At 36.5% G+C, this 22141-nt stretch carries 16 protein-coding genes; 6 read left to right on the top strand and 10 right to left on the bottom strand.

The window, feature by feature from the left end; genetic code table 11:
• Nucleotides 1-24: 24 nt before the first annotated feature.
• Complete coding sequence (locus MODO_RS03305; protein WP_006257803.1) at nucleotides 25-3249, bottom strand: SusC/RagA family TonB-linked outer membrane protein; 3225 nt, start codon at nucleotides 3247-3249, stop codon at nucleotides 25-27.
• A 342-nt stretch (nucleotides 3250-3591) separates the two neighbouring features.
• Here MODO_RS03305 and MODO_RS03300 point away from each other — a divergent pair, with 342 nt between their 5' ends.
• The gene (locus tag MODO_RS03300; RefSeq protein ID WP_006257804.1) at nucleotides 3592-4284 is read left to right on the top strand and encodes an HAD family hydrolase; all 693 of its coding nucleotides are present in this window, start codon (nucleotides 3592-3594) and stop codon (nucleotides 4282-4284) included.
• A 66-nt stretch (nucleotides 4285-4350) separates the two neighbouring features.
• Here MODO_RS03300 and MODO_RS03295 read toward each other — a convergent pair whose 3' ends face one another.
• The 9 genes from MODO_RS03295 to MODO_RS03255 all read right to left on the bottom strand — a co-directional run bounded on the left by MODO_RS03295 (nucleotide 4351) and on the right by MODO_RS03255 (nucleotide 16020).
• Nucleotides 4351-5061: an outer membrane beta-barrel protein gene (locus MODO_RS03295; RefSeq protein ID WP_006257805.1), complete on the bottom strand. Its 711-nt coding sequence runs from the start codon at nucleotides 5059-5061 to the stop codon at nucleotides 4351-4353.
• 11 nt (nucleotides 5062-5072) lie between these two features.
• Nucleotides 5073-6368, bottom strand: a complete 1296-nt coding sequence (locus MODO_RS03290; RefSeq protein WP_006257806.1) for a TolC family protein — start codon at nucleotides 6366-6368, stop codon at nucleotides 5073-5075.
• Nucleotides 6369-6376: 8 nt separating this feature from the next.
• Complete coding sequence (locus MODO_RS03285) at nucleotides 6377-9487, bottom strand: efflux RND transporter permease subunit (RefSeq protein ID WP_006257807.1); 3111 nt, start codon at nucleotides 9485-9487, stop codon at nucleotides 6377-6379.
• A 17-nt stretch (nucleotides 9488-9504) separates the two neighbouring features.
• The gene (locus MODO_RS03280; protein ID WP_006257808.1) at nucleotides 9505-10623 is read right to left on the bottom strand and encodes an efflux RND transporter periplasmic adaptor subunit; all 1119 of its coding nucleotides are present in this window, start codon (nucleotides 10621-10623) and stop codon (nucleotides 9505-9507) included.
• 214 nt (nucleotides 10624-10837) lie between these two features.
• Nucleotides 10838-12235 (bottom strand): magnesium transporter, encoded by a 1398-nt coding sequence (gene mgtE, locus MODO_RS03275; protein WP_006257809.1) that lies wholly within the window; start codon nucleotides 12233-12235, stop codon nucleotides 10838-10840.
• A 21-nt stretch (nucleotides 12236-12256) separates the two neighbouring features.
• Nucleotides 12257-12952: an MgtC/SapB family protein gene (locus MODO_RS03270; protein ID WP_006257810.1), complete on the bottom strand. Its 696-nt coding sequence runs from the start codon at nucleotides 12950-12952 to the stop codon at nucleotides 12257-12259.
• A gap of 494 nt (nucleotides 12953-13446) precedes the next feature.
• Nucleotides 13447-14805, bottom strand: coding sequence for a HAMP domain-containing sensor histidine kinase (locus MODO_RS03265; protein WP_006257811.1), 1359 nt, complete (start codon nucleotides 14803-14805; stop codon nucleotides 13447-13449).
• On the bottom strand, nucleotides 14795-15514 hold the full coding sequence (locus MODO_RS03260) for a response regulator transcription factor (RefSeq protein ID WP_006257812.1): 720 nt from the start codon (nucleotides 15512-15514) through the stop codon (nucleotides 14795-14797). Before MODO_RS03260 ends, MODO_RS03265 begins: the two co-directional genes overlap by 11 nt.
• A gap of 170 nt (nucleotides 15515-15684) precedes the next feature.
• The gene (locus MODO_RS03255; RefSeq protein WP_006257813.1) at nucleotides 15685-16020 is read right to left on the bottom strand and encodes a single-stranded DNA-binding protein; all 336 of its coding nucleotides are present in this window, start codon (nucleotides 16018-16020) and stop codon (nucleotides 15685-15687) included.
• 162 nt (nucleotides 16021-16182) lie between these two features.
• On the opposite strand from MODO_RS03255, the gene MODO_RS03250 reads away from it, so the two are divergent.
• From MODO_RS03250 to MODO_RS03230, 5 genes are all read left to right on the top strand, one after another.
• Nucleotides 16183-17709 carry a bifunctional GNAT family N-acetyltransferase/carbon-nitrogen hydrolase family protein gene (locus tag MODO_RS03250; RefSeq protein ID WP_006257814.1) on the top strand — a complete coding sequence of 509 codons (1527 nt, stop codon included), beginning with the start codon at nucleotides 16183-16185 and terminating at the stop codon, nucleotides 17707-17709.
• A gap of 254 nt (nucleotides 17710-17963) precedes the next feature.
• On the top strand, nucleotides 17964-19058 hold the full coding sequence (locus MODO_RS03245; RefSeq protein WP_006257815.1) for a PCMD domain-containing protein: 1095 nt from the start codon (nucleotides 17964-17966) through the stop codon (nucleotides 19056-19058).
• 1 nt (nucleotide 19059) lies between these two features.
• Nucleotides 19060-19848 carry a porin family protein gene (locus MODO_RS03240; protein ID WP_006257816.1) on the top strand — a complete coding sequence of 263 codons (789 nt, stop codon included), beginning with the start codon at nucleotides 19060-19062 and terminating at the stop codon, nucleotides 19846-19848.
• A gap of 318 nt (nucleotides 19849-20166) precedes the next feature.
• Nucleotides 20167-21306: a PCMD domain-containing protein gene (locus MODO_RS03235; protein ID WP_006257817.1), complete on the top strand. Its 1140-nt coding sequence runs from the start codon at nucleotides 20167-20169 to the stop codon at nucleotides 21304-21306.
• 28 nt (nucleotides 21307-21334) lie between these two features.
• A complete protein-coding gene (locus tag MODO_RS03230) occupies nucleotides 21335-22129 on the top strand; it encodes a porin family protein (protein WP_006257818.1) in 795 nt (264 codons plus the stop codon).
• The last annotated feature ends 12 nt before the right edge of the window (nucleotides 22130-22141 follow it).

The following is a 22141-nucleotide window of genomic DNA, read 5'->3' as shown; positions in this document are numbered from 1 at the left end:
TATTTACTATAATTAATTAAAAGTTTAAAAACCTACATTTACTCCAAAAATAAATGTTCGAGGAGGAGCCCATGAGTTCATAACTTGACCTGCAAAACTCATCTGTGAATTCATCCCTTTTAACTTTGTAAAAGTCACAACATTTTCAACTGTTCCAGTAAAAGACAAGCTACTAATTCCTAAAGATTTAGTTACTTCTTTTGGCATATCATATCCTAAAGAAATATTCTTAAAAACTAAATAATTACCATTTTGTAAAAAACGATCTGAACGCGAAGATGTATACACATTTCTATCAAAATCTAATACAGGTAATCCATTAGGATCAATTCTATTTGCAGATTTTTCTGTCATACCTTCTGGTGCACCGTTCCAAGATCCTAAAATATTTTTATGTAACGCATGTGGGCTACTACCAACAGACATTAAACTTGCATAAGAATAATCATATACTTTAGATCCTAAGCTATATGTAAACAATGCTGATAGAGAAAAGTTTTTATAATTTAAAGAAGTTGAAAAGCTTCCATCTACTTTAGGAATTGCTGAACCTGCAAATTCTCTTTTTCCATACGTTGTAGATGTTGTATAAGTCACTCCATTAATTTCTCTCAAAAACTCATCAGCAATAGCATCTTTATCTGGCGCAGAACCATTTACGTTAAAATTCTCATCATCAATTACATATAATGCATCACCATACATTTGATCAACACCCACAAATTGGTACAAGTAGAATTCATACATGCTCTTACCTTCCAATCGTTTAAAATCACTTGAAATTATTCCATTCTTTCTATTCTCTTCAGGCAGCTTAGCTATTTTGTTTTTTAACCATGTCGCATTTGCAGCGAAATTCCATCTTAAATCTGCTGTTTTAATAATATCTACATCAAAAGACAACTCTAATCCTTTATTAGAAATACTTCCTACATTACTTGTTATAGAAGAAATCCCTTTAGTGCTAGGAGTATTTGATCCGTTTGATAAAGGCATATTTAAATCAAATAATAAATTTTGAGAACGTTTGTCAAAATATTCAACAGTAAAATTAACTCGATTAAAAAGCCTTCCGTCTAAACCAATATTAAATGATGATGATGTCTCCCATTGCAAATTATCATTCCCATTTTGAGATTTATACAGTCCTGCTTTCCCCCCATTTTTCACAATAGAATACAAAGATTGATATCCATATGTACCAGCTCCACCGTCTTCTCCAACCTCTCCATAAGAAGCTCTTAATTTTAAATAATCAATATGCTTCACTTTGAAGAAATCCTCTGCACTAATAATCCAACTACCTCCAACAGACCAAAAGTTCCCCCATCTATTATCTTTATGAAACTTTGAAGATCCATCTCTACGGAAAGAAGCTTCTGCAAAATACTTATTAGCATAGTTATATTTAGCTCTAGATAAATATCCTTCTGTTCTATATTTAACAGTATAATCATAAATACTACCTGCCTCTGTAAAGTTAATCCACTCATCCATTCCTTCAAAAGTTTGATTAGTTTTCATACCATACAAGTAGCTATAATCATTATTAAAGTTTTCATGCCCAACTAAAACATCAAAATTATGATCACCAAAACTTCTATTCCAATTCAATAACTGTTGAGCTGTATATGTTTTATATCTATAAATATCACGTCTTGAACGTCCATTACTACCTTGTCCATCACCTATCAATGCATTATCATATTTACGAGCTTCACTATTTCTTAAACTCATATCTCCTTTTAAAGAGAATGTAAAATCTTGTAAGAATTTGAAATCTGCAAAGAACTGTCCATTAACAGTATTTTTAATTGATTGCTGATTGTTCTTATTATTTTCCAAAACAGTATGGCGTCCTTCTAATTGACCACGTGTTCCTTCTCCATTATCATAAATTCTTTGCCCAAATTCATCATAAACAAAATCACCTGTAACTTTATCATGAAGATAAACAGGGTAAATTGGAGCAATATTACGTGCAAAATAGAATGGATTTACAATTGAAGTATTATCATCCATAGAAGCTGTTAAACCATGAGATTCTTGATGTGATCCCGTCAAATTAGCTCCTACTTTAATAGCATCATTCACTTTATAATCCGCATTAATTCTAGCAGTAAAACGCTTATAATCGCTATTTTTAACATAACTTTCATTATTTAAAAAGCTTCCTGAAAAATAAGCTCCTCCTTTTTCATTTGCCACACGCCCACTCATATTTAAATCTTGATACATCCCTGTTCTTTCAAGCTCTTTAAACCAATCTAAATCTGATGCATATCCAGATAGAACAGACGCATTAGATACTAACTTACCATCTGGAGTAAATAATTGATCTGCTGGTAAATTATAAATATTAAGTTTCAAATAATCTGGAATCAATGTTTCTGTAGCTAACCTATTAGCCTCTTCTAAGCCATTTTTTGCTATTAAAGAGTTTCTATTAGCTTTCCACATTGTTTCCATATAATCATCTGCTCCTAATTTATCATATTCAGACATACCTCTAGTAAACAAACCTTGTTTAAGGTTTACCCCAAAGAATCCCTTCCCTTTAGAGGCTTTCTTAGTGGTAATTAAAACAACTCCATTAGAAGCTCTATTACCATAAAGTGTTGAAGCTGAAGCATCTTTAAGAACAGACATACTATCAATATCATTAGGATTTAAATCCGATATGCTTCCACCAAAAGGAACACCATCTACAACTAATAATGGAGAATTACTTCCATTCACAGAAGTAAATCCACGAATACGAATAGTTGGCTCAGCCCCAGGCTGTCCAGATGTATTGTTTACTCTAATCCCAGGAGCAGCTCCTTCTAGTGCAGCTAAGGCATTGGTACCAGGTCTTTTAGTAATTTCTGAATTCTCTATAACTGCGATAGCACCTGTTACAGATTCTTTAGTAGCAGTACCATAAGCTACAACAACTACATCCTCCAACACTTGACCATCCTCTTTTAATACTATGTCATAATGTGTCTTTGATGTTAATCTAATTCTTTGTGTTTCATAGAACACATACGAAACAACTAACACATCGCCTTCGCCAGCATTAATTGTAAATATCCCATGATCATCTGCACTTGTTCCGAAGTCAGTTCCCTCTAGAACAATAGTTGCACCAATCAACGGTAAACCGTCAGTGTCTTTTACACTTCCAGTTATTGTCTTTTTTGCTTGTGCAAAAACTACACTTGTTAACACAAGCATAGAAAACGTTAAGTAAAGTTTTAATTTCATAAACATCTTTTTAAGATTATTTTAGCATTGCCAAAAATATAAAAAAATGAATCAAAAAAAACATATACAATATTTATTCAAGACAAACACTTAAAATAAATGTAAATTAAGCCCGAAAAATAGACATTATATTAATTTATTTAACTTAAAATACACTATTTTAAAGATTAAAAACACTCATTTTGCAGGTTTATTTTAACTAAAAATACTCATTTCTTAATTTTTAATTAATATTAACTTAATATATAAAAAATACAATTCATTCTATACTTTACTATATTCTGTATACTTATTTTCATCCTTTTATCCCGTACCTTTACATAACATACTAAAATAAACAACATGACAAAACCATTTAAAGTTGTTGCTTTCGATGCGGATGATACCCTATGGGTGAATGAACCTTTCTTTAATGAAGCTGAGAAAGCATTCTGTATCTTAATGGAAGATTACCTAACACATCAAAGCATCTCACAGATACTATTCAAAACACAAATAGACAACCTACCTCTATACGGATATGGAATAAAAGGCTTTACCCTATCCATGGTAGAAGCAGCTAACATAATCTCAAAGGGAACTGTAAGCCCAAAAGTAATCAGTAGAGTCATAGCTATAGGAAAGGATTTATTAACCAAGCCTGTGGAGCTATTAGATGACGTAGAGCAAGTACTAAAGGAACTTCAAGGAAAGTATAAACTAGTGGTCGCAACCAAAGGTGACTTAAAAGACCAACACCGCAAACTACATAAGTCTGGCTTAGGAGCATACTTCCATCATATAGAAGTCATGACGGATAAAGAAGAAATAGACTATCAGAAGTTACTAGGACGTTTAGATATCAAGCCTGAAGAATTTATTATGATAGGCAATTCTCTAAGATCTGATGTACTCCCTGTATTAGAATTAGGAGGTCACGCAGTACACGTCCCTTTCCATACTACATGGTTACACGAGCATGTCGATCACGAAATAGTACATCCGAACTTTACTTCTATTAAAAAACTATCAGAGATTAAAGAGATACTACTATAAATAAAAAGAGGCTAGTTGATGATCAACTAGCCTTTCACTTACACTTATAAACAATGTATTCTTTGATTAGAATCTATATCCTACGAATACATTAAAACTCTGATTATATATCTTCAGGTTCTTCACACCAGGATTTTCTTCTAACCCAAATGTATTAGAGTTATCGAAGATACTGGCAAATCCTCTACTGTAGTTAGCTCCTACTAAGAACCCACAGTTAAACTGGTACTCAGCACCCACTACGATACCGTAGTCCATCTTCTGTAGATACTGTCCATCTTCTTGATCATCTTCTATACTACCGAAAATACCGTGATCTTTATATGTATTCCCCTCTTCATCTACTGCTGTGATAGAAGAGTATAATAACATATTCACATAAGGACCAGCATATATCTGTAGCCCTCCTACTTTAAACACAGCACTGATTGGATTAAGGCGTAGACTGTGCATTTGCAATTTAGCATCTAGTGTTGCCCCATCCTCAGTCTCTCTATCAAAGCGACCACCATACTGTTGATAAAACAACTCGTGTTTCAGCCCAAAATATTTTCCTAAACTATTATCCACACTCACTCCTACGAAGAAGTTATTGCGGTTACTCACTTTACCATCTATAGCTAAATACTCTAGATCATCTCCTTTAAGCGTAGACTGTATCCAACCTCCTTTTACACTAAAAGTAGTATTCCCTTTTAAATCGTGATTTACATCTTGTGCTATAGCTGTACCTGATACTGCTAACACAGAGCATACACTTAGTAATAAGTTTTTCATACCTCTCATTCTTAAAAATCAATATCCCAAATACCCACTGCGTTCTCTAACTCCACTAGAGCAGATGCATACCCAAATAGTGTCTCTGCATAAGCCTGTTGTGTTTCGTTATAAGTACGTTGTGCATCCAACACTTCTAATAGGCTACTCGCCCCTCTTTGATAGCTATACTTGATCCCTTCGTATACCTGTTTAGCCTCTTCTAACATCCCTTTTTCAAACCTATTGATCTGCTTTTGTTTCGTTAGATAGTTACGATATGCTTGAGTGATCTCTTTCTCTAACTCTAGCTCTATAAAGTCATATTCTAGATGAGCTTGACGTTCCTCGTATAATGCAGTTTTTAATCCTGATTCTTTTCTATTAGAGAACTTCAGCGGAATAGAAAAACCTGCTTTAACCACCGTATTACCAGGTGTAGGAGCAATAGCATTCTTTACAAAAGAGTTGTTCTCTACCCCGAAGTTAAGTCCTAAATCTATCGCACGTTCTGCTTTAGCTAAAGAGACTTGCTTACTCGCTACCACCTTATTCTGTCTAGCGACAAGGAAGTCAGCTCTATTGTTCTGAGCAGTCACAATCAAGTCATCTAAAGAGAATAATCTATCAAACTTGTTGAAGTCTCCCTGAGGCAAATATATCGTATCGTTTCTCTGTTTACTGATCACGTTTCTGATCTCTATCAAGCTATTCTCCCAAGCGTCATCTGCATCTTGTAACTCATTATACATCCCTTTAGCTTCTAAGTTACTTTGGATAGCATCCACTTTGCTGATCTGCCCTAATGTATAACGAATACTATCAGACTTAGCTACTTGCTTCATAGACTCATAAGAGTCGCGTTGTATATCAAACAACATCTTATTCTGCAAGGCTTCTAAATATAAGATAGTAGACTCTGCACGCATAGTCTGGAAGAACTCTTGCAACTCTAATTCTGCTAATGTCTTCTGATCTGCAGCTAAATTCTTTCTTGCCTTGCGCTTACCACCTAATTCTAAATCCCATGATAACTCTGCCTCAAAGCCATAACCCATCTGCATACGCTTCTGTTGATTATCAAACCAACCAAAACTCAGCTCAGGGTCTGGGAACATCTTAGCTGCTTGTACCTCAGCTTCTGCAATATCTATATTATACTTCGCTGCTGCATATCCTAAGTTGTTCATTGACATCTTATGAAGATACTCCTTATATGTCAATGCTGTCTTATCACTTACATTGTCTGTATGAAGTTGTGCTACCACAACTTCATTACAGAACAATGCTAATAATCCTACTAGTATATATTTTCTAATAACATTCATACCTAATCCTAATTTTCGTCTGTTTCACTTTTTACGAAGTCGCTATCACTACCCCATTTGCGTTCTACCATATAATACAAGGCAGGTAATACAAATAGTGTAAGAACAGTAGCGAATAATAGACCATAAACGATCACAGTTGCTAGAGGTCTCTGTACATCCGAACCGATACCTGTAGCTAACGAAGCAGGGAATAACCCTAATACCGCCACTGTAGCCGTCATTAATACAGGTCTGAAACGCTCTTCTGCACCTGTTAGTACTGCCTCTTTTAATGCTATACCTCTTCTGCGGAGATCATTGATATGGGAGATCATAATCACCCCATTCTGTATCGCAACCCCAAACAACGCAATAAATCCTACTGCTGAAGATACGTTCAATGACATCCCTCTAATGTTCAAGGCTAACATCCCTCCAAATAAAGCTAACGGTACAACGATCATCAATAATCCAGCTTGTCTAAACTGTCCAAAAGCTCCGTATAGTAATACAAACATTAAACACAAGGTCAAAGGAACAATTACTGCCAAACGGCTATACGCTCTATTCTGATTCTCGAACTGTCCACCCCATTCGATGTGGAACTTCTCATGATCATACGTGATATTGCTTTCTATCTTTTGTTGCGCTTCTTTTAATAGTGACGCTAAGTCTCTATTACGCACGTTTAGTTTTACAGTTAAGTGACGTCTATTCATCTCACGAGTGATCGTACTCTCTCCTGTACTCGTCTTAACATCTGCTACCTGAGACAGCGGAATCTTAGCACCTGTACTAGACGTCAACATTAAGTTAGCGATCTTCTCTGGTGTATTTCTACTCTCTTCAGTATATCTAGCACTGATGTCATATACTTTATTTCCGATAAATATCTGTGATATTGCCTTACCACCTATAGCCACCTCGATAAGTTCTGCAACGTCAGATACGTTTAATCCATATTGAGCTATCTTATCTCTATTCGCATGGATCTGTAGCTGTGGTAATGGTGGCTCTTGATCTATTGCTAAATCTACCGCTCCATCTACCGTACGCAGTGTACCTAATACCTCATTCGCTATACGTCTAGTCTCGTGAAAATCTTCTCCATATACCTTCACTACTAATTCACTATGCGCTCCAGATATCTTATCCATTACCCCATCGATCATCGGCTGAGCGAACCCAACTGTAAATCCAGGTAAAGACTCATACTCTGCTGCTAACTCTTCGATTAAATCATCTTTAGTCTTACCACGAGGCCATTCTTTATAAGGCTTGATACCTACCGAACATTCGAAATGTGATGGAGTAAATGGGTCTGTTCCATCATCATTACGCCCAGACTGTACCATGATATACGTTACCTCATCATACTTCATAGTTCTAGCACGTAGTGTATCACTCATCTCTTTTGATTTCTCTAGTGAGATACCAGGAGGTAAGGTTACTTGAAGCCAGATAGAACCTTCATCTAATGGAGGTAAGAAATCTTTACCTACCTTCATTGACAATCCTATTGTAATCGCTAAAACAACTAATAACGGTACGAATACTTGCTTTGGCTTATTTACAATCTTGATAATTCTATTGTGATATACATTCGTTAGTTTCTCTAACCACTTATTGTGGTAGATCTTTCTAGGCTTTCTATACACCGCATACGCAAGACCTGGTATCAAAATCAAGGCTACTAATAATGCCCCTATCAAGGCATATCCTACTGTAAACGCCATCGGTGTAAACAACTTCTTCTCTACACGTTCAAAAGCGAATAGTGGTAAGTATGCTGTGATAATAATGATTGTAGCGAAGAAGATAGGCTTAGCTACCTCTTTGGTACGCTGTGCTATAGACTTCTCTTTTAATTCCTCTTCTGGATTGTCCTCCCTCTTCTTCAGTATGGACTCCATCATCACGATAGCACCATCCACTATAATACCGAAGTCAATCGCTCCTAACGAAAGTAAGTTAGCAGGTATATCTGTGAAGTGCATCATGATAAATGCAAACAACAGAGATACAGGGATCGTAATCGCTACTAATAGCGCTCCTCTCCAACTTCCTAAGAATACAATCAATACAATCACTACTAAACTAATTCCTTCGATTAGCGTAGTAGACACAGTATGTAATGTCGTATCTACTAAATCTGTACGATCTAAGAAAGTGTGTATTCTAACACCTTCTGGCAATAAACCATTGTTCAGTTCATCTACATATTGGTGTATCTTATCTAATACTACAGATGGGTTTTCGTGTTTTAATAACAGTACAATCCCCTCGATACTATCAGAATAATCTCTTTCTCTATCTGTAAAACCAAGAATACCTTTGCGCTCTACATTTCCATATTTTAAGCGACCTAAATCGTTTAAGAATACAGGTATACCATCTTCTGCCTTAACAACGATTTTACCTAAATCCTCTAAATCTTTAATCAACCCAATACCTCTCACCACATACCCAAGGTCTCCTCTCGTTAGAACACTTCCTCCTGCATTGACGTTATTCTCTTCTATCGTCTCTGTTACATCGCTTAGCGATAGACCGTATTGTTCTAATTTATGTGGATCTAATTCGATTTGAAACTGAGTAGTGATTCCACCGAAGTTAGTTACCTCAGCTACACCAGGTACTTGATTAAGCTTAGGGATAATCACGAAGTTTTGTAAATCCGTTAATTCTCTAAGACTATAGCCATCTCCCTCTATGATATATCTATATACCTCACCGATAGGCGATGTCAGCGGATCTAATTCAGGAGTCGCATCATAAGGCAACTCTACATCGTTTAATCGCTCTTGGATTCGTTGACGAGCGAAGTAGTCATCTACTCCATCAGCGAATACTATCGTGATCATAGACAGTCCGAATGTACTATTACTACGCATCACGTGCATTCCAGGCATACCATTAAGAGCGCGCTCTATCGGAATGGTAATCTGTAATTCTATCTCTTCTGCTGCCAGCCCTGGCACTTGTGTTACTACTTGAGAAGTAGTATCTGCTATATCTGGATAAGCTTCTATTGATAATTGTTTCCAAGAATAATATCCAAATATACACAGCAAAGCAAACAACGCTGCTACAAGCCATCTTTTGTGAATAGCTGTATCTATTATACCTTTCTTCATTGTATTATTGTTTATTATTAAATAGCTTGTGGCAAGTAGATTCCTCCTTCACTTACTACCTCATCTTGTTTGTCTAATCCTGATAGGATAACGGTCTTATCTCCAGACACTCCTCCGATCACGATGCTCTTCTTAGCATACTTATTCTCTCCTACCTTCACGAATACGAATGAGTTATCTTCACCTTGTAAGACTGCTCTAGAAGGCACTAAGATTACTGGTTCTGGTTGATCGATAAAACGAACACTCACATACATACCCGGTTTTAGAATTCTCTTCTCATTATCCACTTCTATCAGTACATCTATACTTCTAGTCTCCTCATCCACGATCTCGTTGATATGATAGATAGTACCCGATAGTGGAGCATCAGGATATGCTGCAAGTTCCACTTGTACTTTGTTTAGTTTAGCTAAGTGATTGATATCTTTTTCTTTCACTTTACCTACTATCCATATTTTACCTAGTGAAGCGATCTTCACTACTGGGTCAGCCTCATCGTTAATGAACTGTCCTATCACTAGGTTGTTCTCTAAGACCTCTCCAGCTATAGGAGAGCGCACTGTCAATGCCTGTCCTAGTACTAGTGAGCTAGCATCTACACTATATATCTTTAATGCTGCACGAGCGTTATCATAAGCCGCCTTAGCGATAGAGTATTCTGTCTCTGCCTCTTCGAACTCCTGTCTTACCCCAACACCGTTGTTCAGTAAGTCTTCTTGTCTTTTAAGGTTTAGAGCTGCTTGTTTAAACTCTTGTTTTGAATCGAAGTAATCCTTTTGAGCCTCAAAATAGTCAGGTGAAGACACTTCAAATAAAGGAGTATTCTCACTCACTTTTTGCCCAAGTTTGATAAATGATTTGACTATTCTCCCTGAGAAAGGAGATGCTATTTCTGCATAATGGTTGGGAATAGCTTTCACTACCCCAGCAGTAACTAGATCGAAAGTAAAGTCTTCTTCTGATACCTTACTTGTTTTTATTCTGTCTTTTAGATTTGAAGTTTCAGTTAGAGTGATGATCTTATTTTCTACTGTAAACTGAGCACTATCTGCTGCCTGCTCTTTCTTCTCAGAACAATAGCTCAATAATATGCTAACTCCTAAAATACCTGCTAGTTTTAATGTTTTAGCCATTATGTTTATTTTTAATTAATACCTTATTTATTATTTCACTAAGTTTTTATCTTAAAAACACTTTAAAGTTACTTCATAATACGGAGATTCCATATTAAATAACGAAGCATTTTATGAATTTTTATTATCCTTCTGCTGACAGATCGCATCGAGAGCGTAATTTTTGCATTCCTTTTTATATAATTTATGTTAAGTGTAATCTACAATAATCATGCTACTTTAGGTTGAAAAAATGAGCTGCTATACTAAAGTAAATCAGTAACCCCGATATATCTACGATCGTAGTGATAGCTGGGCTAGCTGCTACTGCAGGGTCTCCGTTAAACCTGCGAACCAACATCGGCAACAAAGCTCCTATTATCGTAGAGGTAATCACCTGTAGCGACAGGGCTAACGCGATCACTCCTCCTATGGACGCTAGTGTGTAACCTGTCGGAATCTCTGTCCCCCAGTTTAGAAACACTACGATACCAAAAGCGACTAAACCAAGAAAACAAGATAACATCAGTGCTATCCTTAGCTCTTTCCACAATACCTTTAGCCATGACTTTACTGTAATCTGCCCTAGTGCCAGTGATCTGATCACTACTGTCGCAGATTGACTCCCTGCATTACCTCCTGTAGAGGCTATCATCGGCATGTATAAGGCTAGAATCATCAGCTGCATTAATGTCGCTTCATAACTGTAGATGATCATCCCTGCTCCTATCCCGATTACTGCTAGTGTCACTAGCCAAAACACTCTCTTCTTAAAATGGTTGAATATACTCGTCTGATTATAATCAGACTCCTCATTCGTACCAATGATTCCCATGAAGCGTTCCATATCTTCTGTATGTTCTGCTTGTATCACATCTAGTGCCTCATCATGTGTCACTATTCCTACTAGCTGTTTCTTATCGTTTAGTATCGGCAAGGCTACTAGCTGATACTTATCTATTTTCTTCGCTATTGACTCACTGCTATCACTTAAAAAACCAAATACAAACTCTGTATGTAATTCGTCCTTAACTAATACATCAGGCTCAGCTATGATCAAATCTTTTAAAGTAATAAAGCCTACTAAAGTCTTATCCTCATTCACTACATATACATAGTATATCGTCTTTTTAGAAGGAGAGTCTTTGCGCACTTGTTGTATCGCTTCGAAGCACGTCATGTCTTTAGATACTGTAGCGAAATCTGTAATCATGATTCCCCCCGCTGTATGCGCAGGATACGAACTAAGTGCTAGCACATTCTCGCGTATATTCTTCGTTAGATAAGGTAGTAAGTCTACCTGCTCCTGCTGTGTCATCAGCTGAAACAGATCTGCTCTAGCATCTGATGGCATCTCTTCGAATATCCTAGCGAATAGCTTCTTACTCACTCTCTGAAAGAATCCTAACTGCTTCACCAACGGAAATTCTGCAAAAATCTCCCCTTGCTCTGCTATTGTAAACTCATTAAACACAAGAACCAAATCATCATTAGCCACTCTACTCAGTAGCTCGCTGATGTCGATAATAGGCATCTTCTTGATCACAGGCAGCATCATCGTTATCTTCTTCATACTGTTCATATCAGTTGCTATCTTCTGTAGATTTTTTAAATCTCTGTTATGCATTCTCATAATACCTCAGTTTTTAATAGATTAATACGCTGTCAATTCCCATGTCACTTCTGATACTCCGTATTCTAAAGACACTTTACTCGTGATCTGCTCTAGAATATCATCTTTCTTACCGATGCATAGTATCTCAAACTTCAGGTAAGAAAAAGCAGGATTGCCATTATCTGTACTTTTTAATGAACGTAGCTGAAGATCTTTCTGAGCGCGTAGATTCTCTAACACCATTACTCTGATATGATTCTCTACCTGCTCTTTACATCCTACGATAATCTCGTAATGAACCTCAGCTGAGTCTGTCTCACTCTCAAAAGAGAGTTTATTAATCATATTGCCAATAGGTCTAAGCGAAATATGTGCTAATAAAATCAATACTGTCATCGCTATCGCTTCCATCCATAAGCCTACAGCACACATAGACCCTACTGAAGCCGAACACCAGATCGTAGCAGCAGTGTTCAGTCCACGGATACTGAATCCGTCTTTCATAATCACTCCAGCTCCTAAGAATCCGATACCACTTACTACATAAGAGGCTACTCTCCCCACAGCCATATCTCCGATGGTATACGCCATCAACACGAAGCCTGCTGCACCGATACTCACTAGCGTATTGGTTCTTAGACCCGCACTTTTTTGTCTCACTTGTCTCTCTGCCCCGATAAGAGCTCCTAAAATAAAAGCAAGAGCTAATCTTCCTATAAATACTGTAATTAACATGATAACTATTTTTTTGCTCTTTCTGAGCTACATTGTTATCATGCATATTCAGAAAGAAGGTTTAACATTCCCGTTTAACTAATGTGGACTCTGTTTCCATCTCTTATTTTTTTTGACTTGGCAAAAGTAGGTATTACCCCTTCTAGAGGCTATTAGAAAGCTTTTAGAAAAAAATTAGAATCCTATTAGAATACCCACATATAGCGTTCCAAAAGCGATAAAATCATCACTCTGCTTGACATTATTTCGTTTTAAGTTCACATGATTGCCTAATGATATAGGTATGATAGGCTAGTGATGGGCTATTTTTGGTACTTATAAGCCGACCAAATGCCCATCACTAGCCGACCACATGCCGACCACACCTACCGAAAAAGGACAAAAAAGACATTCAACAAGATTAGAACAACCTCTAATAGCTAATCATAAGGAGAAACAACACTACAAAAAAAAGCACCCCTACTAGGAGTGCTTTCTGCTATTATATGGTTGTACTATAAGGTTATCGTAAACTCTGTACCTTTATTTATCTCTGAAATGACTGTAATAGTACCTTTATGTAAATCAATAACTTTCTTGGTCAATGAAAGTCCGATACCATTTCCATCTAAGTGTTTTCCGTTCTCACCTCTAAAGAATGGTTTAAAGATCCCGTCTAGATCCTCTGCACTCATCCCTAATCCTTCATCAGCTATCTTGATCACTACAGCATTATTCAGATTAGAAATACTCACCTTGCCATGATGATTATCGGAGTACTTACACGCATTCTCTAACAAGTTAATAATCGCTACTTCCAGTAAGTAAGGGTTTGCTCGTACCGTCACTAACTCTTCGCTGTCTATCTCTTCATCTATCATAAAGCTAAAGGTATATGCAGCATTTCCCCTCTGTATCTTCTGACAGGCATCTAATATCACCTCATCTATTCTAGTAGGCTTGAATACAATCTCGGTAGGATCATAACTCGCCTTCGCGAAGTCTAATAAACTATTCGATAATCGTACCAATTTCTTCGCATCTGATAAAGCGTTCTCTATTGTTCTGATATAGCTAGCGGTGTCTTGTTCTTTAGAAAGTGATAACTCTAACTCTGCTATCACTGCTGCTAATGGAGTGCGTAGCTCATGTGAGATATTCGACACGAACTGCTTCTGCGAATCAAAAGACTGTTCTAGTCGGTCTAACATCGTATTAAATGTATTTCCTAATCGGCTCAGCTCATCCTGATTAGCCTCAGTACTCACTCGCAAATCTAGATTAGTAGCCGTGATATTATTAATCTCTTCATTCATTAGCTTCAATGGACGTAGAACACGCTCTGCAAAGAAGCTTCCCACAAAGAAAATAACAATCAAGGACACAATGCTCAACACGAGTATCGTCAGAAAAAGATTGTGCAGCTTCGTATATCCGTACTGATCTAGAGCGATGGCTGTGATTACATAGTCCTGACCTCCACTGTTATACACTATACCAATCACCTGCCAGTCATCTTGGAATAGGTGTACACGTCCTTGTGAAGCGATCTGATCGATCATCTCTTTAGTCTCCTTGACACTATCGATTTCTTCTGCATCGTGGTATAATAGATTAAAGTCAAAGTCATATACAGCTACCTGTACCTCATTGATGACTTCATTATTATATCTGTATATCTTATGTAGTGTAGATGACTTTACCTCTGTCTCTAGATATAGCTTAGCCTTAGTGATGGCTTCCTTCTCTAACTCTTCAAAGAACTCCACTTCCCTATTCTTAGACGATGACCAATACACTACTACAGCAAATACTAATAATATAGATGCCACTAGTAAGGTAAACAATAAGGTAAGTCTAGTCTTAATTCTCATTACTCTTTAGTATAAATCCCATACCAGATTTGGTATGAATCACTTTCTTAGAAGGGTCTATTTCTATCTTTTTGCGCAGATAGTTGATGTATACATCGATAAAGTTAGTTCCTGTATCGAAGTGTGTATCCCATACTTTCTCAGAAATCTCTGTTCTAGATAGTACACGCTCAGGATTCTCCATCATATACTGCAGTAGGTTAAACTCTTTAGGAGTCAGATGTATCTCTTGTCCGTTTCTCTTAAATACCTTTTCGTTTAGGTCTAATTCTAAATCTGCATATTTTAAAAGATGAGCGTCAGTAGACTGTATATGTTCGAAGCGCTTAAGCAATGCACGTATACGTACATAAAGTTCTCTTAGCTCAAATGGCTTGACTAAATAGTCATCTGCCCCTGCATCGAATCCCTCTACCTTATCATCTGTAGTACCTAGTGCTGTAAGCATAATGATAGGGATATGAGGTAAGGTAGCCTTAATCTCCTTACACAGATCGATACCATTGATCTTAGGTAAGATTACATCTGTTATGATTAGTGCATACGGTTTCTGCAAGGCAAGTTTCTTCCCTAAGTATCCGTCATAAGCTACATCTACTTCAAAGTTTTGTTCCTCTAGACTGCGCTGAAGTAATTCTGCTACGCGAATATCATCTTCGATAACTAATATTTTATCCACTGTATTACTACTTAAATTATCCTGTAGCAAGGTAAGGCTTTTTTAAAAAATGAGATGTAAGACTTTAATTATAAAGTTAAATTACAGTGTACTAAATAGTTGCTAAATCCTGCCCTACATATTGCCTACAAAGGATTAGCACAAAAAAAAGTCGCTCAAAATTCTTGCGAATATTGAGCGACAACAGAAATAATAAAACTTTACTTACTGCCTAGAAAAACTAATTCTGAAACAGCAATTTCGGTAACATAGCGCTGATTACCATCTTTATCTTCAAAGCTACGATTAACTAACTTACCTTCGACAGCAATTTCTTTTCCTTTATTAACAAACTTTTCAACAATGTCGGCTAGCTTCCCCCAGACTGTAATATTATGCCAATTACAAGATTCTACTCGTTCTCCAGCATCGTTATAATACACATCATTTATCGCAAGTGAGAAGGTAGCACGCTTTTTATTTGATTTATACATTTTCACTTCTGGGTCTTGTCCAACCCTGCCAATTAATTGCACTTTGTTTTTTATTGAACTCATAACTGTTTTTTTTAATGGTTAATATTTTATTACATATAGCTTTGTTCAATAGAAACAATATCAAAAATAGCCCCATTTTTTAACACTTATTTGAATATTTAACCAAACTTCTCATTTACTTTGTTTTCTTTTATTCGTAAATTGCAAACAAAAAAATTCATTATGGAGACTACTATCAATAAAGTAGAATTAAGAAATTTATTAATTGACGATTATTTAGAGCTAAAAAAATCAATGCTCGAATCATACCAAGGGCTAGAAGATTCGTACTGGAACAAAGATGAAATCGAACAATTATTAGAAGTCTTTCCAGAAGGACAGCTTGTCGTTTTAGTAGATGGTGTTGTAGTAGGGTCAGCTTTGTCACTTATTATTGATGAAAAACAGGCAATGTCTGCCCATACCTATGAGCAGATTACAGGATATTCTACCTTTAGCACGCATAATCCGGAAGGAAATGTACTATATGGTATAGACGTATTCATCCATCCTAAGTATAGAGGACTTAGATTAGGAAGAAGGTTATATGATGCGCGTAAAGAAATGTGTGAACAGTTAAATCTGAAGTCTATCGTATTCGCAGGGCGTATCCCTAAATATTCTAAATATGCTGATGAGCTAACGCCTAAGCAATATCTAGAAAAAGTAAAAACAAAAGAAATACACGATCCTGTGATGTCATTCCAGATGGCTAACGACTTCCACATGGTACGCCTAATGCGCAATTACCTAGAGGGAGACACGAGTTCTAAGGAATATGCAGTACTTCTAGAGTGGAATAATATCTACTATGAGAAAGATGTACAGCTGATCAATGCTAAAAAAAGTGTAATCAGACTAGGGCTGATACAGTGGCAGATGAGACCGCTAAACGATCTACAAGAGTTCTTCGATCAGGCAGAATTCTTTATCAATGCGGTATCAGACTATGAGAGTGACTTCGCTATGTTCCCAGAGTTGTTTACAGCACCACTTATGGCTGACTATAACCACTTATCTGAGGCAGATGCAATACGTGAATTAGCAAGATATACTGACTCTATACGCAAGAAGTTTCAGGAGTTTGCTATCTCTTATAATATCAATATCATCACAGGAAGTATGCCATACTTAGTAGATGGTATCTTATATAACGTAGGATTCTTATGTAAGCGAGATGGTACATACGAGATGTATTCTAAGATCCATATCACTCCTAACGAAGTACACTACTGGGGTATGAGAGGAGGATCTAAGATACAGACCTTCGATACAGACTGTGGTAAGATCGGTATCATGATATGCTATGATGTGGAGTTCCCAGAATTGTCTAGATTACTAGCAGATCAAGGGATGGATATCTTATTCGTTCCATTCCTTACAGATACGCAGAATGGATATACTCGTGTGAGAAACTGTGCTGCTGCTAGAGCGATCGAGAATGAGTGTTATGTGGCGATAGCTGGATGTGTGGGTAACCTACCGAAGGTGAATAATATGGATATACAGTTCGCTCAGGCAGCTGTACTTACTCCATCTGACTTTGCCTTCCCAACAAATGGGGTAAAAGCAGAAGCAACACCTAATACAGAGATGACACTTATCGTAGATGTGGATGTAGACTTACTAAAAGAACTACACGAGCACGGTAGTGTACGTATCAAAAAAGATAGACGTACGGATCTATATCAAACTAGAGCTCTGAAATAATACAATCCAATATATACTAACTAAGGGGTGATCTGAATGGTCATCCCTTTTTTTATTATGCAAAAACCTAATAATCACCACATTAAAACAGGTATAAATACTAACTAAAAAATCATCTTTTAGATAAATAATCAGAACAATATTTTTATTTTTATCTCGATTATGACGGAGGATATAGGGTATCTAAATGAAGAAGACATCATACTAAAACTAACTGTGGCAAGAATATTGTTATCCCAATAAAAAAGACTTATATGAATCAGTACATTAAAGCCTTCTTACTGCTAACTCCACTAATCTTCTCATCATGTATCAAGGATGAGGAACTAGATACGAATGCAGACATTCTAGAGGCATATATTCCTTCTGAGTATCTAAAGACAGATCCTATTATCACGAATACATCTGTAGAATTTAGAGTAAAAGCGAATGTTGATTTAGAAAAACAAACACCTTTCTTTATCATCTCGCCTAATGCTACTATGGATCCTCCTAATGGTACAACAAGGGACTTCAGAAATAGTCAGGAAGTTATCGTAACAGCACAAGATCAAAGTTGGAAAAAGAAGTATATCGTTAGCTTCACGAGTGATGAGCTAAGTACATTATACACCTTTAACAATGCAGAACTTACAAATAAAAACAGATACTATAGATTCTACGAAATAGGCTCTAATGGAGATAAAATATACGACTGGGATAGCGGTAATGAGGGATACTCTACTGTAGCAGGAAACACGCCACCAGAAGGATACCCTACTACGATAGCACCTGGTAGAAGAGGTGGTCTGTCTGTAAAGATGCAGACGGTCTATACTTCAAAAACGGGACAGATAGCAGGTAACCCTATAGCTGCCGGTAACTTATTCCTAGGTACTTTTAAACTCAATCCTCTGTTTCCTATTAAATCTACCAAGTTTGGGCTACCCTACACAGGTGAGCTACCTAGTAGTTTAAGAGGTTCGTTTAAATACACTGCTGGTAAAATCGTGACAGACAGTAACTATAACGAGATACCTGGTGCAAAAGACACTTTTGATATCTATGCAATATTATTTGAAACACAAAAGAAAAACAACTTCCTAGCAGGTGATCACGCTTTTAAAGATCCTAGAAATGTAGCTATCGCTAGAATAGAAGCTAAAGATAGAATAGAGACAAACTTGTGGACGGAGTTTAATGTCCCGTTTGTGCTAGTACCTGGTAAGACCTATGATCCACAGAAAGATTATATACTCGCTATCGTGATGACATCTAGTATAGATGGAGCGGACTTTAAGGGCGCAGTAGGCAGTACACTGCTAGTAGACGAGATAGAGTTAGTTTATGAAAAAGATAATAAGGAATAAGATGGGATTACTACAGAGATATAGTATTTGTTTAATCCTATTGATAGGAATAAACACAGTGTCTTTCGCTCAAACTAAAGACACAACAGGATTTAAAGCTTTCTTTAAAGAAAATATAGAATACCAACTAAGAGGACAATTCAGCATAGGAGGAAGTACTCCACTCGGTATGCCTGCTGAGATACGAGAGATCAATAGCTATAACCCTACGCTGCAATTAGGACTAGAGTTAAACGTCACTAAATGGTTGAGCAATGACCACAAATGGGGAATCCGTACAGGGCTGCGCATGGAAGGTAGAGGTATGAAAACAGATGCTCGTGTAAAGAACTATTATACTCAGATAGATGGTGGTGATGGAAAACAAACCAAAGGGTACTTCACAGGAAACGTAAAGACTACGATGAAAAACTCTTATATAACCTTTCCTGTATTAGTAGCCTATAATGCATCTGAGAACTGGAATGCCTATGGAGGACTGTATCTATCAGGCTTAATAGACAAGGACTTTACAGGATATGTGTATGATGGAGTGTTAAGAGAAGGTACACCTATCGGTACACCTGTAGAATTCGAAGGAGATGCTAAAGGCGACTATGACTTCTCTGAGGATCTAAACAGATTTCAATATGGAGTACAAGTAGGAGGTGAATACAAGCTAAATACACATTTCCGCATATTCTCAGATCTAAACTGGGGACTGAATGGTGTCTTCAAAAAAGACTTTGATGCTATCTCTTTTAAAATGTATAATATTTACTTAAATCTCGGTTTTGGGTATACGTTCTAACGTTAAAAAAACATTAAACTATGAAGGTCAATCGTATAGATTGACCTTTATTATTTAAAAACCATTTGAAACATTCTCACAGTGTTTTTCATTTTCTCAATGAATAGGCAAACTTTAAGAGTACAAAAAACCGAATCACTTACAATAATATCAAAACAAGAAGTTGTCCTCATATCTTTAACGTATTTAAAGGAAACGACTATTAGAGTGATAATCCTTATCTTTGTATGTTCGTTTGTTATTTGACAGTTAATTAAACATTAAGTTATCATTAAATAGCAAGCAATAATTTTATATAACATAAATAATACAATACTTATGAGAATAAACTACTTATTATTCGCCCTATTAACAACCATAGGGATCACGTTCTCTTCTTGTATAAAAGATGAGGCAGACACAATGGAATCAGACATTACTTCTGCAACAATTGAAGATGCGAATAAGTTCTTACTTACTACTCCAACAATTACTAATAATAATGTGTTCTTTAGACTTCTTCCTGACGTAGACGAAAGAGAGTTTGCACCGCTATTTAAATTATCGGACGGAGCAACTATCACTCCTGAAAATGGGTCAAAACAAAACTTCTCTAAAGGTCCAGTACAGTACGTTATTACATCACAAGATGGTAAATGGAAAAAAGCATACAATGTAAGTTTCTTGACAAATACGTTTATTACACATTATGATTTTGAGAATGTACACACAGAAGTGACTGAAGGGCCAGAAGGACAATACCACGAATTCTTCGAGGTACTTCCTGATGGTATGACAAAATACGACTGGGCTAGTGGTAACCAAGGCTATAATATGCTGGCAGAAACATTACTAGAAGACGATCAAGAGCTATCACCAGCAGTATACCCGACTTTCTCTATTAATGATGGATACAAAGGTAAAGGAGTAAAAATGGTAACTAGAAGTACTGGACCTCTTGGTAGTATGATGGGGTCTCCTATCGCAGCAGGGAACTTATACTTAGGTACTTTTAATTTTACATTCCCAGCTATTAAATCTACAAGATTTGGTATTCCTTATAGTACAGGAATTAATATGCCTAAAACATTAAAAGGATACTATAAATATAAAGCTGGAAAAGACTTTACAATCACAAGCAAAGAAGGATCTGCACTAACTAAAGATGCATGGGATGCATATGCTATTATCTTTGAAAAAGGAGACAATCCTAAAAAAGAATTCTTAGCAGGTGACCACAAATTCTTAGATCCTAGGATGGTTGCTATCGCAAGATTAGACGATAAGAACAGAGTTGAAACTGATGAATGGACAAAATTTGAAATCCCATTCCAAATGGTAGAGGGGAAAACTTTTGATCCGAAGGCTAACTATATGATTGCTATCGTATTCTCTGCAAGTGTGGAAGGAGATATCTTCAATGGAGCTGTTGGTAGTACTCTACAAATTGATGAAGTTGAATTAGACTTCGATAAGTAATATTAGTACAATACATAATTAAGAGACAATGAAAAAAATAATATATACGTTAATATTCTCATTAGGAATACTGACTACTACTTCTGCACAAAATCAAGAAGAATCAAAAGCATCAGACAAAAATTCTTTTGAAAAGTTCTTTACAGAAAATATGGATTACCAGATAAGAGCACATTTTAGTATCGGTGGTTCTTCTCCTCTAGGTCTTCCAAGAGAAATACGAAAAATCAATAGTTACAACCCAGGATTACAGTTAGGATTAGAAGCTAATGCTACGAAATGGTTAACTGATGATAAACAGTGGGGAGTTCGTTTAGGTCTGCGCTTTGAAGGGAAAGGAATGACAACGAAGGCAAATGTAAAAGGTTACTTAACAGAGATTATACAAGACAACTCTAAAGTAAGAGGTTACTTCACTGGAGATGTAAAAACGAAGGTGAGAAACACTTATCTAACCGTACCTGTAAATGTGGTGTATTCTATCAATGATAACTGGAATATCTATGGAGGGCTATATTTCTCAGCTTTAATAGACAAAACATTTGATGGATATGTATCGAATGGTCATCTAAGACAAACTGACCCTAATGGTATTAAATTAACTTTCGAGGATGATAGTAGTGCTCCTTATGACTTCTCTGATGAAGTACGCAAATTCCAATGGGGTACTCAAGTAGGTGCTGAATGGAAGATGAATAATCACTTCTTTTTACTAGGAGAGTTATCTTATGGATTTAATGGAGTATTAAATAGCGATTTTGACGCTATATCATTCTCTATGCACAATATATACTTAAACTTAGGGTTTGGGTACCAATTCTAATTGAAGTGTCTT

The organism is Myroides odoratimimus (assembly GCF_001485415.1).
GTDB classification, from domain to species: domain Bacteria; phylum Bacteroidota; class Bacteroidia; order Flavobacteriales; family Flavobacteriaceae; genus Flavobacterium; species Flavobacterium odoratimimum.
The sequence above is the reverse complement of the archived record's forward strand: the minus strand, read 5'-3'. Positions and strand labels throughout refer to the sequence as shown.

What these genes read in the sequence shown, in the direction of transcription:
- MODO_RS03280 (WP_006257808.1), bottom strand. Translation starts at nt 10,623, where the DNA reads ATGGCTAAAACATTAAAACTAGCAGGTATTTTAGGAGTTAGCATATTA.
- MODO_RS03290 (WP_006257806.1), bottom strand. Translation starts at nt 6,368, where the DNA reads ATGAATGTTATTAGAAAATATATACTAGTAGGATTATTAGCATTGTTC.
- MODO_RS03235 (WP_006257817.1), top strand. Translation starts at nt 20,167, where the DNA reads ATGAGAATAAACTACTTATTATTCGCCCTATTAACAACCATAGGGATC.
- MODO_RS03230 (WP_006257818.1), top strand. Translation starts at nt 21,335, where the DNA reads ATGAAAAAAATAATATATACGTTAATATTCTCATTAGGAATACTGACT.
- MODO_RS03270 (WP_006257810.1), bottom strand. Translation starts at nt 12,952, where the DNA reads ATGTTAATTACAGTATTTATAGGAAGATTAGCTCTTGCTTTTATTTTA.
- MODO_RS03250 (WP_006257814.1), top strand. Translation starts at nt 16,183, where the DNA reads ATGGAGACTACTATCAATAAAGTAGAATTAAGAAATTTATTAATTGAC.
- MODO_RS03245 (WP_006257815.1), top strand. Translation starts at nt 17,964, where the DNA reads ATGAATCAGTACATTAAAGCCTTCTTACTGCTAACTCCACTAATCTTC.
- mgtE (WP_006257809.1), bottom strand. Translation starts at nt 12,235, where the DNA reads ATGAGAATGCATAACAGAGATTTAAAAAATCTACAGAAGATAGCAACT.
- MODO_RS03295 (WP_006257805.1), bottom strand. Translation starts at nt 5,061, where the DNA reads ATGAAAAACTTATTACTAAGTGTATGCTCTGTGTTAGCAGTATCAGGT.
- MODO_RS03300 (WP_006257804.1), top strand. Translation starts at nt 3,592, where the DNA reads ATGACAAAACCATTTAAAGTTGTTGCTTTCGATGCGGATGATACCCTA.
- MODO_RS03255 (WP_006257813.1), bottom strand. Translation starts at nt 16,020, where the DNA reads ATGAGTTCAATAAAAAACAAAGTGCAATTAATTGGCAGGGTTGGACAA.
- MODO_RS03240 (WP_006257816.1), top strand. Translation starts at nt 19,060, where the DNA reads ATGGGATTACTACAGAGATATAGTATTTGTTTAATCCTATTGATAGGA.
- MODO_RS03305 (WP_006257803.1), bottom strand. Translation starts at nt 3,249, where the DNA reads ATGAAATTAAAACTTTACTTAACGTTTTCTATGCTTGTGTTAACAAGT.
- MODO_RS03285 (WP_006257807.1), bottom strand. Translation starts at nt 9,487, where the DNA reads ATGAAGAAAGGTATAATAGATACAGCTATTCACAAAAGATGGCTTGTA.
- MODO_RS03265 (WP_006257811.1), bottom strand. Translation starts at nt 14,805, where the DNA reads ATGAGAATTAAGACTAGACTTACCTTATTGTTTACCTTACTAGTGGCA.